This is a genomic window from Microvirga sp., from assembly GCF_014699075.1.
Lineage (GTDB): Bacteria > Pseudomonadota > Alphaproteobacteria > Rhizobiales > Beijerinckiaceae > Microvirga.
The window spans coordinates 1-11,885 of sequence record NZ_JACXAB010000094.1; the positions used below are offsets into that span (position 1 = coordinate 1).

General features: G+C 62.2%; 14 protein-coding genes. 7 read left to right on the forward strand and 7 right to left on the reverse strand.

Features of this window, described 5'->3' with window-relative positions; genetic code table 11:
- Positions 1-202 precede the first annotated feature (202 nt).
- The 3 genes from IC232_RS31585 to IC232_RS31595 form a co-directional block, all read right to left on the reverse strand.
- On the reverse strand, positions 203-877 hold the full coding sequence (locus IC232_RS31585; RefSeq protein ID WP_190848910.1) for an NAD(P)-dependent oxidoreductase: 675 nt from the start codon (positions 875-877) through the stop codon (positions 203-205).
- A gap of 67 nt (positions 878-944) precedes the next feature.
- Entirely contained in the window at positions 945-1,418 is a 474-nt protein-coding gene (locus tag IC232_RS31590) for an AtaL-like protein (protein ID WP_190848911.1), read from the reverse strand.
- Between the two features lie 41 nt (positions 1,419-1,459).
- On the reverse strand, positions 1,460-2,329 hold the full coding sequence (locus IC232_RS31595) for an NmrA/HSCARG family protein (RefSeq protein WP_190848912.1): 870 nt from the start codon (positions 2,327-2,329) through the stop codon (positions 1,460-1,462).
- 106 nt (positions 2,330-2,435) lie between these two features.
- Here IC232_RS31595 and IC232_RS31600 point away from each other — a divergent pair, with 106 nt between their 5' ends.
- Positions 2,436-3,329, forward strand: coding sequence for a LysR family transcriptional regulator (locus IC232_RS31600; protein WP_190848913.1), 894 nt, complete (start codon positions 2,436-2,438; stop codon positions 3,327-3,329).
- Positions 3,330-3,593: 264 nt separating this feature from the next.
- On the opposite strand, the gene IC232_RS31605 is transcribed toward IC232_RS31600, so the two are convergent.
- Positions 3,594-4,538, reverse strand: a complete 945-nt coding sequence (locus tag IC232_RS31605; RefSeq protein ID WP_190848914.1) for a LysR family transcriptional regulator — start codon at positions 4,536-4,538, stop codon at positions 3,594-3,596.
- A gap of 104 nt (positions 4,539-4,642) precedes the next feature.
- Between IC232_RS31605 and IC232_RS31610 the strand changes: the two genes are divergently transcribed.
- On the forward strand, positions 4,643-5,365 hold the full coding sequence (locus IC232_RS31610; RefSeq protein ID WP_190848915.1) for an SDR family oxidoreductase: 723 nt from the start codon (positions 4,643-4,645) through the stop codon (positions 5,363-5,365).
- A 149-nt stretch (positions 5,366-5,514) separates the two neighbouring features.
- Here the strand turns inward: IC232_RS31610 and IC232_RS31615 are convergent, their stop codons facing one another.
- Positions 5,515-6,429 carry a LysR family transcriptional regulator gene (locus IC232_RS31615; RefSeq protein ID WP_190848916.1) on the reverse strand — a complete coding sequence of 305 codons (915 nt, stop codon included), beginning with the start codon at positions 6,427-6,429 and terminating at the stop codon, positions 5,515-5,517.
- 154 nt (positions 6,430-6,583) lie between these two features.
- On the opposite strand from IC232_RS31615, the gene IC232_RS31620 reads away from it, so the two are divergent.
- The 4 genes from IC232_RS31620 (at position 6,584) to IC232_RS31635 (ending at position 9,176) form a co-directional block, all read left to right on the forward strand.
- Positions 6,584-6,982, forward strand: coding sequence for a RidA family protein (locus tag IC232_RS31620; protein ID WP_190848917.1), 399 nt, complete (start codon positions 6,584-6,586; stop codon positions 6,980-6,982).
- 99 nt (positions 6,983-7,081) lie between these two features.
- Positions 7,082-7,432 carry an AraC family ligand binding domain-containing protein gene (locus IC232_RS31625; RefSeq protein ID WP_190848918.1) on the forward strand — a complete coding sequence of 117 codons (351 nt, stop codon included), beginning with the start codon at positions 7,082-7,084 and terminating at the stop codon, positions 7,430-7,432.
- A gap of 300 nt (positions 7,433-7,732) precedes the next feature.
- Complete coding sequence (locus IC232_RS31630; RefSeq protein WP_190848919.1) at positions 7,733-8,671, forward strand: GGDEF domain-containing protein; 939 nt, start codon at positions 7,733-7,735, stop codon at positions 8,669-8,671.
- 154 nt (positions 8,672-8,825) lie between these two features.
- Positions 8,826-9,176 (forward strand): STAS domain-containing protein, encoded by a 351-nt coding sequence (locus tag IC232_RS31635; RefSeq protein ID WP_190848920.1) that lies wholly within the window; start codon positions 8,826-8,828, stop codon positions 9,174-9,176.
- On the opposite strand, the gene IC232_RS32765 is transcribed toward IC232_RS31635, so the two are convergent.
- A complete protein-coding gene (locus IC232_RS32765; RefSeq protein WP_246812522.1) occupies positions 9,097-9,450 on the reverse strand; it encodes a YidB family protein in 354 nt (117 codons plus the stop codon). The two genes, IC232_RS31635 and IC232_RS32765, sit on opposite strands and share 80 nt — an antisense overlap.
- 309 nt (positions 9,451-9,759) lie before the next feature.
- On the opposite strand from IC232_RS32765, the gene IC232_RS31640 reads away from it, so the two are divergent.
- On the forward strand, positions 9,760-10,878 hold the full coding sequence (locus tag IC232_RS31640) for an HWE histidine kinase domain-containing protein (protein ID WP_190848921.1): 1,119 nt from the start codon (positions 9,760-9,762) through the stop codon (positions 10,876-10,878).
- 28 nt (positions 10,879-10,906) lie between these two features.
- Here IC232_RS31640 and IC232_RS31645 read toward each other — a convergent pair whose 3' ends face one another.
- Positions 10,907-11,755 (reverse strand): sensor histidine kinase, encoded by an 849-nt coding sequence (locus IC232_RS31645; RefSeq protein ID WP_190848922.1) that lies wholly within the window; start codon positions 11,753-11,755, stop codon positions 10,907-10,909.
- Between the last annotated feature and the right edge of the window lie 130 nt (positions 11,756-11,885).

Genomic DNA, 11,885 nt, shown 5'->3' on the forward strand with positions numbered 1-11,885 from the left:
ACCGAACGGCCTTGGCTCATCATGTCCATTGGCCTGCGCGACTGGGCTCACCAATGCTGATCAGTGGGACTTGGTATTAGTCAGGCGAGTGCACTCCGCTCTGAGACAGACCTAACATTGCTTGAGGAGAGCACGGACTGACTCCGGCTTCCTACCTGTCCGCTGTCGGCTCTCGAGACATCGTCCCGAGGGCAGTATTATTTCACTGTTGCCATGTGATCAACGGAGACTGGTGTAGCCAAGTCGAAGCGCCAACTTGGTCCAAGACAAACTTCGCAACATCCTCTCGCGAGATTGTTCCGCCGCGGAAGCCGGAGAGGTCTGTGAAGGCCCGGATCGTGTTGCCGCCGGGCTTGTTGTTGAGGATGCTCGGGCGGACGAGAACCCAATCAAGCCCGCTGTTTCTGATGATCGTTTCCTGGCGGTTCTTGTCCGCGTACACCTTCCGCAAAAGCAGCGGGAATATCAGGTTGTCGAACAGAAAGCCGCCGTGGCCAGCACTGTCACCGGCGCCAATCCCGGTGATGCAGACCAAACGCGAGACGTGCTCAGCTTTCATGGCACTCACGATTGCTTGAGTCGCGGACGATAGGAACGTCACCTCGCGGAAGGGACTGGCGGGTGTGCCGAGAGCGCTGATGACGGCATCCCGGCCTTTCAGCGCTTGGCGCAAGGTGCTCTCATCACGGGCGTCGCCGACGATGAGCTTTACGCCTTCGAGGTCACGAGCTGTCTCGGCGGACCGGACCAGCACAGTGACTTCGCACCCTCGCGCTACCGCCTGGCTGACGATCAGGCGGCCGGTGCCGCCGGTCGCGCCAAGGACCAGGATCTTCGGTTGGGCAGTTTGGATGTTGTCGGATATGCGGCCTTGCATGGTCGTGACCTCGAGAGGGAGGACGCCTTGCAAGAGGCAGTCCCCTGGTTGATGTTGACAGTGACGGTCAGAGCCGACCTTCCGCGAGCAGTTCACGGGTGCGCTTCAGCGTGGACAGCAGGGCGGCTTTGTAGCCTTTGTCGCTGTCGAACTGCTCCTGCTCGGCCTGCTCCTCGGGGCCGTTCGGCTCTTTGCCGCTCAGGCCGAGGTAGCAGTAGAAGCGGAGTTGAAGCTCGCCGGCCTCATCCTCGAACAACTCGTTGATGATTGCGCCCTCCCGCGGACCGGCGGCCTGGAAGAACGTGACCTTGCCCTCCGGCTCGAGGGTGATGATCTCGCGCAGATCAGCGTCGCCGATCGTTGCTTCGCGCACGAAGTGAGTCGCGCTCTCCTCCACGACATCGCATCGGGTGCAGAGACCGGGCGGGAGGAACAGGCGGGCGTCGCGGGCCTTGAGCTTCAGGCCAGCCCATGCCTGTGCGCGGGTCAGCCTGGTTTCGTCTTCCGGGTTCACCGGCACGGTGGCGGTCGAATAGATCATGATGATGTTCCTTCTCGTGAGTGTCGGATGCTGCTCTGCCGTCAGGCTGAAGTGGCAATCTCGGCGGCGAAGTCGCGGTATGAGCGCAAGGGGCGTCCCAGGAGTGCGGTAAGGCGCGCGACGTCGTCGTCTTCGGGGAGCATGCCGTCCGTGAGGAAGCGCTCGGCCATCAGGCGCATGTCGTAAGCCGTCGAACTCGGCGTGAACCACCGCAGGTTCTGCTCGAACCCGGCGGTGTCATCGCCCGGATAAGCAATTGTGCGACCAAGCACCTCCGACCAGATCGCGGCGGCATCCGCGCCGGTCAGCGTGTCGGGACCAACGAGATTGATCCGGTCGAGCGCGAGCGGTCCAGCGGCCTGCTCGCGGCGGATGAGCTCGATGGCCGCGATCTCGCCGATGTCGCGGGCGTCGATCATGGCAAGGCCCTTGCTGCCGATCGGCATCGGGCAGACGCCGTATCCGAGCACGACGTCCTTGATCGTGAGATCGTTGTTCATGAAGTAGGCGGGGCGCAGGATGGTGGCGTTGAAGCCCATCTGCTCGATCATCCTCTCGACCCCGAACTTGCCGGCGAAGTGCGGCACGTTCAGGTAGAGGTCGCTGTGGATCACGGAGAGGTAGACGATCCGCTCGACATGCTCCTCGCGGGCAACGTTAAGGACGATCAGCGCTTGGGTGAATTCGTCGGGCGCCACGGCGTTGAGCAGGAACAGGGTGGAAACACCGGCGAAAGCCTCGCGGAGGGAGTCGATGTCGGGCAGGTCGCCCTGCACGACGCTCACGCCTGCACGGAAGTTGGCCTTGGCAGGGTCGCGGACGAGAACGCGCACATCGGCGCCGCGCTTTGTAAGCTGTTCGACAACTTGGCGGCCGATGGTGCCTGTGGCACCGGTAACGAGGATAGTCATGGGGATCACTCCGGTTTGGGTCAGAAGTCACCCTGGAAAATGAGTGATCCACATTCGTGGCGATAGACGCTATATATGGACAGACCGTCTCATGGATGGAACACCTATGGACCTTCTTGCTCTCGCTGATTTCAACCTCGTCGCCCGACATGGAGGATTTGGTAAGGCCGCCCGCGCTACCGGGCGCCCAAAAGCAACCCTGTCCCGGAGGGTAGCCGAACTGGAAGCCGCCCTTGACCTGCGTCTGTTCGAGCGCGGGGCACGCGCGCTGAAGCTCACCGAGGAAGGACGGGCGCTTTACCAGAGAACGGGGGCGTTGCTGACCGAACTCGACGAGACAGCGGCTGCGATCGCGTCCGGTGGGGATAGGCCGCGAGGCCGTTTGCGGATTAGCGCTCCATTGCTCTTCTCACAGACTGCGATGGGGAAGATTGCCGCCGGCTTCGCCCTGAAATATTCGGAGGTCCGGCTTGAGGTCACGACAGAGGACCGTTCCGTCGACATGATCGAAGAGGGCTTTGATCTCGTGATCCGGGTCAATCCTAATCCGGATGAGAGCCTCGTCGGGCGGGTCTTTCTGCGGGATCGGCTGGTGGTCGTGGCAAGCCGAGGTCTGTCGCGACCTCGAGGCAATGCAGCCGTTCCGGCTGTTGTGCGAGGGGCAGGCGATCCCGGTGCTGCCTGGGATGTCACGGCACCGACCGGAAGATCGAGCATCGCGATCGATCCGGTGCTTCGCTTGTCATCGCTCGTGATGGTTCGCGATGCCGTTCGAGCGGGTGTTGGAGCCGGTCGCCTCCCAGTGTCGCTGGTGAGCCATGATCTGGAGGCCGGCACGCTGGTGCATTGGGGCGATGTAGAGAGCCCGGACATCACCCTATGGGCGCTCTACCCATCACGACGGCTGCTGAGCGGTCGCGTGTCCGCCTTCCTGGAATACTTGAAAGAGGCCTTTCCGATGGGAACACCTGACGAGCTGGCGGCCTATATTCTTGGATAGGTAAGGATGATCCAGATGTGATCGGAGCCTTCTCGCTTTCTCACAAATGCGGCGGTCACGTTCGGCCCTCGACGCGACCGTTCCCGACCCGCTTGTTACCATCCTGCGGCTGAGGGAAATCCAGGAGGCCGATCATGGACGCCTTGCACCCTGAGCCGCATGCCGCATTGGCCGTCGAGGATGATCGCGATGTCAGGGCGCTGGCCGCCCTGCTGGATGAGACCCCCGCTCGGCAAGGCTATAGATGCTGTTCGGAGGTATCGATCAGTCTGCCGGCGGCTCGGGACCGTCGCCCCGATCTTTCGACTCAGTCGAAATGAAATCCACAAAAGCCCGCAATGGAGCTGGCATGAACCTCCGGGAGAAATAGAGCTGCGGGCCCTCAAAGCGGGCCCGCCACTCCGACAACACCGGCACGAGAGCCCCCGTCGCAAAATGTGGAGCCAGCCAGTTCTCGAAGGTGTAGACGAGGCCGCGCCCGGAACGGGCGAGATCAACAGCGGCGCCAGCAGCTTCGACGCCGATTATAAGACGACCGACCGGGTCGACGGTGATCACCCGTCCATCCTTTTCGAACTCCCAGTCGACAAAGGCACCGCTGGAGAAGCGGAGACGAATGCAGTCATGGGTAAGGAGATCGTGGGGATACTCCGGCGTGCCACGGCTGGCGAGATAGGAGGGCGCCGCTGCGAGCGCAGTCCATTGCCATCTTGGCCCGATCGGGATGGCGATCATGTCTTGTGCCAGATGTTCGCCGTAGCGTATTCCGGCATCACATCCCGCCGCGATAGCATCTACAAGCCTGTCCTCCACCACGCATTCGATGCGCACACCAGGATGCCTCTCGAGGAATGCGTTCATCAGAGGTGGAAGGATGTCGGTCATCACAGCGCCGGTGACGTTGAGCCTCAAGAGGCCGCGGACCTCAAGATGAGAACTGGCAGCATCCTGGAGGGCCACGCGAGCGCCGGCGAACAGGGGGGACAGGCGGGCCGCCAGTGCCTGTCCCGCGTCCGTTGGCGCCACACTCCGCGTCGTCCGGGTCAGCAGCGGTACGCCGAGTTGCTGTTCGAGACGCGAGATCTTCTCGCTGACCGAGGACGGTGACAGGCCGAGCCGTTTAGCCGTCGACCGAAACCCGCCCATCTCACAGATATTGAGAAAGATCGCCAGATCGTCGTAGCTGGGTGCATCGTCATTGTTCGCCATGGCGATCAGAGTATGCAGATTTTGACCGATTATCAAACCGGAGGCGAACAGCTAGCTTTAGTTTGGAAAGGCCATCCAGGCGATAGTTCGAAAGGTAGACCCCTATGAATGCGAAGACAGTTCTGATCACTGGAGCGAACAAAAGCATCGGCTTCGAGACCGCGCGGCAGCTTGGCCGGCACGGTTACCGGATCTGGCTTGGAAGCCGCGATATCGGCCGGGGAGAGAAGGCCGCATCCGACCTCGCCGCCGAAGGAATCGACGTCAGGCCGATTGAGATCGACGTGACGAGCGAGCAATCCGTTCGTTCGGCTGCCGCGCAGTTAGGAGCCGCCGACGGCAAGCTCGATGTCCTGATCAACAATGCCGGCATCCCGGGTATGATGACCGCGCCAAGCAAGCAGTCGGTCGACGACATCCGGCGCATTTATGAGACGAACGTGTTCGGACCGATCCGGGTCACTCAGGCCTTCCTTCCTCTGCTCAAGGCGTCGCCTCAAGCCAACATCGTCATGGTCAGCAGCGGCCTGGGATCCTTGGGGTGGCTGAGTGATCCGGAGAACGAGTTCTACGGGGTCAACATCCTCGGCTACAACAGCTCGAAGACCGCCCTCAATGCCGTAACGGTGGCGTTTGCCAAGGATCTGGCGGAGGCCGGCATCAAGGTCAATGCAGCCGATCCGGGGTACACGGCCACCGACTTCAACGGGCACTCGGGCTATCGGACGGTCAAACAAGCAGCAGTCGTCATCGTACGGTTGGCTACCCTGGACAAGGATGGTCCCACAGGAGAGTACTTCTACGATGAGGGTCCGGTGCCGTGGTAGTCGGTGACGAGTGAATGGGGACCGAATTGAGGACGCGATCTGAACGTCTGGAGATGGCACATTTGCGAAGTAGACTGAGCTTCCGCTTTGGACAGGTACACCAGACGTTCTGCCATTGAACGAATTTCGCTACCTGGCTCAATGCAGACCTACAGCGATGATCCACTATTCACTTGCCTCACATCCCTGACGACGTCGAGGAAGGCCCGTAGGGCCGGCGGCACGGCTCGGTGTCCCGGGTAGTAGACGGCCACTGGCCCCTGTTCGTGCATCCAGGCGGAAAGCACCGTCCGCAATCGCCCCACTGCAATGGCGGCTTCGGCAGCCCAGCTTGCCACGTAGGCGATCCCCAAGCCCTGTGCGGCCGCGTCCGCCATCAGGCCCTCGTCATCGAGAATAATGGATCCGTCTGTATCGATCGTCAGTTCCTGCCCAGTCCGCTCGAATTCCCACCGGTACAGTTTGCCGCTCGGCGTGCGGTGGCCGATGCAGCGATGATGCTTGAGGTCGTCCGGAGTTGTCGGCTCACCGGCGCGCTTGAGATAGGCTGGCGATGCAACGCAGACGAACCCGATCGGGCGGGCCAGGGGCACCGCGATCATGTCCTTCGGAATGGACTCAATCAGGCGCACACCGGCATCGAAGCCCCCCGACACGATGTCAACCAAGCGTCCCTCGACAACGAGATCCACTGTCACATCAGGGAACCGTTCGGCCATGCGCGGGAGGACCTCGCGGACGAGAGCGGCCGCGGCCACTCGCGGTGCATTAATCCGGACCTTGCCTGCCACTTGGCCCCGAAAGGTAGTGACGGCGTCCAGCGCCTCATCCAAGGACGTGAGTGCCACCTGCAGCCGGCTAAGCAGCTCAAGTCCGGCTTCGGTCGGCGAGACGCTCCGGGTCGTTCGGTTGAGAAGGCGCACGCCCAGGCCTTCCTCAAGGCCTCGCATTGCGTGGCTCAGTGTGGAGGGTGCTGTGCCGAGTTCATCCGCGGCGCGGCGGAAGCTGCGGTGAGTCGCTACTGCCATAAAGGCGGTGAGATCGTTGAGGGAAGGGCGCGTCATTGGTGGTGATTTTGCATCAACCTATGCCGATTTCAACGTCTAATCGCGCAGGCCCAGGGCTGCTATCTCCTGCTCCAGCAAGGCAGTCCCTAATACTCTCATTAGGACAAGTCCTTGTTCTGAGGTTTCTTTCGATCTGAACAAGGAGACTTAAGTGTCCAAGCGCAACACCGTCTTCCCTGCCGGACGGCAGGCACTCTACGAGATGCACCGCTACTCTGCTGCCATCCGATCCGGCGATCTGCTCTTTGTCTCAGGGCAGGTCGGCAGCCGCGAGGACGGCTCGCCTGAGCCTGACTTCGCAAAGCAGGTTGAGCTTGCGTTCGACAACCTCAGCGAGGTTCTGAAAGCGGCTGGCAGCACGTTCGATGACATCATTGATGTGACGACATTCCATACCGATCCGGAGGCCCAGTTCGGGACCATCATGTCCGTCAAGGACAAGGTATTTTCTAAAGAGCCTTATCCCAACTGGACTGCTGTTGGAGTGAATTGGCTCGCCGGCTTCGATTTCGAGATCAAGGCAATCGCGCGGATTCCAGCGGCCGTCTGAACTGCCACCAGACCTGATCATGCTCTTAACCCAAGAGTGTGCTTCTGCAATCGATTACAGTATAATATTTAGATCTTAGCGGAAACTGGAGCTATGCCCGTGAAGGTTCGCAAGTTCTCTGTCGCCGATGCACCGTTCGAGCGCTCGCCTGGCCAGGACGGGGAGGTGTGGGCAGGCAATCTGATAGACCAACACCACGGTGGGCCCATCACCATTGGCTACGGTCGCTACGGGCCCAACCAGAGCATTGATGAGACGCTCGCCGTGCACGACGTGATGGTGGTTCTGGAGGGAAGCCTGTCGGTGACATCGAGTGACGGCACGGTCACTGCTGGTCCGGGCGAGATCGTCTATATGCCCAAGGGCGAGGTGGTCACCATACGGTCGCATGATCAGGGAGCGATCACCGCCTACGTCACACACCCGCACTGGCAGGAGCCGCTTGCATAAGCCAATGCGCCGCAACCCTCGCGACGCCTGAGCAGGTGGCGGCTGTCGAGTAGACGGCGCAAATCACTGCAGGTCGGCTCGTGGCACGAGGCGGAAGTAACTCGAATGTCTGCCTTTTCGCAGTGAGCAGACGTTCATTCCGTCTGCTCAATTTCTTGGTTTGACCCCGAACGGTCCTAGGGGCGCTGCCCATGAGATCGCTTCTGGAAGGTGGCCATAAGGGGAATCCCTCAGTGGACGGCCAGTTTTCAGGTTGGCAATGGCGGGATATCCTGCCTGACGTCCTTGCCTTGAGCTTCCATGACCTCCCTCCCTTTCGATCCCAACGACGAAGCCCTCCGCTGCCTGGTGGAGGCCCTCACCGAAAGCGGGCAGGCAGTCTCCATCTTCGATGCCGAGGATAATCTCCGATACGCCAACAAGACCTACCAGGGCATGTTCCTCGGCAGTTATAACGGTCCGCTCACCTTCACCGGCATCCTCCGCCATGCTCACCGAAACGGGCTGGGGGTGCGGATCGATGACAACGACGTCGAAGCCTTCATCGCCAGAACTCTGCCGCGGCGACGGAGCGTGCCCCGCAAGTCGTTCGAGACCGACCTTGTGGATGGCCGCTGGTTCTGGATCGACCATACCGTGCTCCCGAACGGCTGGGTGCTGTCTGTTGGCGCTGATATCACAACGTTGAAGAACAACGAGAAGTCCCTGCGCCAGGCCCATGAGGCAGCGCTGAATGCGTCGCAGACCGATCAACTCACCGGGCTGCCGAACCGCCGTCACATCCTTGGACTGCTTGATGAGTCGCTTGCCGCCAATGAGGGCACAGGATCAGGCTTGTGCGTGGCCGTGATCGACATCGACCACTTCAAGGCGATCAACGATGCACACGGGCACGAGGCGGGCGACGCGGTGCTCGAGCATTTCGCACGCTACTGCCGGGAGAGGGTACGCGTCCAGGACCGCGTGGGCCGGACCGGCGGAGAGGAGTTCCTGCTGCTGCTGCCCGAGGTGAGGGTCGACGATGCCGTGCGCATCATCGACCGCATCCGGGATGGCTTTCCTGCGGCGGTGCTGGAGCACAGTGGGCTCGAGCTGCCTTGCACCTTCAGTGCGGGCGTGACCGAGGCTCTGCCCGACGACGACCGCAGCTCGATCCTCCGCCGCGCCGACCGGGCTCTGTACGCCGCGAAGGAGGAGGGGCGGAACCGCACCAGGATCGGCTCCAAAGAAGAGCATTGAGGGCAAGGCAGTCGCCTTGGGCTGACATGGCTGAAAGGTGTTCGGGCCATTTCCCCCACGGCTCTCTGACCTCCCACACCTGAACGGAGGATCGGATCCGCAGCTATGGCGTTAGTGTCTGTACCTTCCGGATTACCCCTTCGAGAGGATCATCATGCAGATCGAACTGGAGCCGCGCGACCAGGGTGCCGCCCTTGTCAACGTACAGGGCCGCCTGGATGCCGCAGCCGCCCCAACCTTTAAGCAGCAGATCACGGATGCGATCTCGCAGGGCAACGTGCGTCTTGCACTGCACATCGCCCACGTGTCCTTCATGGACAGCACCGGGCTGGGTGCCTTGGTGTCGGCCCTCAAGGCAGCCCGAAAGGCCAACGGTGACATCAGCATCATCGCCCCGAGCCCGCAGGTGCAGAAGCTGCTCAAGCTCACCGCCATGGACCGCGTGTTCCGGGTCTTCCCTTCGCCAGACGAGGCCCTGCAACAGCTCGGAGGCCGCTCCAGCTAAACCAGCTACAGGGAATAGACATAGGCGTTCGTCTCGCGACGCTTGAAGCCCATCCCACGCGCGATGAGGCCTCCTGCTCCGTCGGCAGACGGCCGTCAGGCGTAAACTGGTGAACCGCATCGCGCAGTTCCTCCGACAGTTCGCACAGGATTTGCTGACACGGTAGCCCAGTCCGCTGCTCCAGCTCATCGAGCGTGTCCGGGCCAAGTGCCTGCGAGAGTTCGTCAGGCGCGATCACCGGACATCGTATGTGGACCTCGAGAGCAGCGTCCATCACCGCCAAGCTTCGACGAGGCCGTGCCAGGACGGATGTACTCCGGCCCGGTCCGTTCCTGCGCTTGCCTGACGATGCAGGCGCCCGTCTGGACCCCCATCAGCCTCGGCCCGTAGCAGGCGAGGCGAGAGGTGCGTAGGCACTCCGCCCGTTCGCCCCGGAGCCTGGGCTTCTCCGTCTAAGGGCTTATGCTGCCTTGGCTGGGGACTTCAGCGCTCCAGCCTTCAGACAATGACTCCGATCAGGCGGCCTGTCCGGAGCCGTGAGAGCCTTTTTGCCAAGCCCTTCAGGCGCCCTAGATCCCTTGCGATGGATCAGCAGACACCCCAATCGGCCGCCCCCTCCTGGGACGAGACGGAGCGCCTCACGGCGCTGCGCAGCTATGGCATCCTCGACACGCCCACAGAGCAGGATTTTGAGGATGTGGTCCGGATCGCGGCTCATGTCTGCAACGCCCCGATCTCCGTGATCAACCTGATTGAGGACACCCGCCAATGGTTCAAAGCCGAGATTGGCCTTGGGGTGCGGGAGACTCCTCTGGATGTTTCCATCTGCGCGCATGCCATCCTGCAGCCCGGCCTGTTTGTCGTTCCGGATACGACCCAGGATCCCCGCTTTGCCTGCAATCCGTTGGTTACAGGAGAGCCGAACCTCCGCTTCTATGCGGGAGCCCTGATTGAGACGCCCGAGGGCCTGCCGCTCGGCACCGTATGCGTGCTCGATTACAAGCCCCGCGAACTCACCGAAGATCAGGCTTTTACCCTCCGGGCGCTTGCCCGCCAGGTGATGACCCAACTGGAATTGCGGCGGGCCCTGGTCGCACAAAAGCAAGCCCAGGAGCAGCAACAGCTGCTCATTCGAGAGTTGCACCACCGGGTCAAGAACACCTTGGCGACCGTTCAGGCTATCATGGGATCGACGGCGCGGGCTTCATCCAACATGGAGCAGTTCCAGCAGGCCTTTATCGGCCGCATCGCCTCCCTGGGGAAGACGCACTCCCTCCTGACCGAAGAGCGCTGGCAGGCTGTCCCGTTGCAGGAGCTCGTCTGCCTGGAGCTGGAGCCCTACGACGATGCGGCCGGAAAACGGATCCAAATCCAAGGGCCCCAGGTTGAGCTGCCGCCGGATCTGGCCGTGCCAATTGGCATGGCGATCCATGAGATGACGACCAACGCCGTGAAGTATGGCGCGCTGTCGGAATTCGGTGGGATGGTCACGGTCACCTGGGAGCTGCGGACCGAGGACGGCCGGAGGAAGCTGGATCTGGAGTGGATTGAACGGCATGGCCCGCCGGTTGAGCCCCCGACGCGGCAGGGCTTCGGCTCACGTCTGCTGGAACGCGTGCTCACGGCCCAGATCCATGCAGAGGTGACGACCGACTACAGGCCGGAGGGATTGCACATTCAGGTAACGGTGCCGCTGACGTAGAGCGCGGCAGTACTGGGGAACGGGCGGGTCACTGCAGCACCGGAACGCGACGGGGCAGGGAGGTCTCCTTGGCAGCGATGGTCGTCGCCTGAGCATCGCTGAGCGACACCAGCATGCGACAGCCAAGACCCTCGACGGCAAAGTCGAGATGGGTTTCGCCATCTAGGTCCCGTGCAATTCCTTGCTGAAGGAGGCGTGATCCAAATCCCGTCCGGGACGGCTGCCTCACCGCCGGACCACCCATTTCCTTCCAGGTCAGATGCAGGCGGCTTCCATCCCCGTTTGTCGTCACCTCCCAACGCACCCGGACCTTCCCTTCCGGAACGGACAGGCTGCCGTGCTTGGCCGCATTGGTCGTCAACTCGTGCGCGGCCATCCCGAGCGCGACCGCAACCCGGGGCGCCAGCGGAACGGGTGGTCCTTCGAGCATGACCCTCCGCCCGGAGCTGTCGTCGTAGGGCGCCAGCTCGGTGCGGAAGATGTCGCGCAGGGACACCGTCTCCCATGCGGCCTCTGACAGGAGGTTGTGGGTTTTGGAGAGCGCCAGGATGCGCGCTTCCAGGCTGGCCTTGTAGGCCTCTGGGCTCGGGGCCGACCGGGCTGTCAACACGGCCATGGTCTGCACGGTGGCCAGCGTGTTCTTCACCCGGTGGTTCAGTTCATTGATCAGCAGGGTTTGCCGCTGGTCCTTCTCGGCCAGTTCGCGGGATGCCGCGGTCAAAGCATCAGAGACACGGCCGACCTCGCTTGGGGCTCGTTCCGGCACACGCATCGGTTCTCCCCGCCCCAAGGCTTCGGCGGAGCCGGCCAGCGCCCTGAGGGGGCTGGCGACCAACTCGGCGGCGAACCAGGCGAGGATGGCTGTGAGGAAAGCCACGAGAGCGCCCCACCCGGCGATCCTCCGCTGGATGGCGCTCACCGGCGCAAATGGGACGTGTCGCAAATTGAGAGTTGGGCCGAAGCGGCGGAGCAATCTTCACTGAGCTTTAGGCGACTAGCCGCTCGAA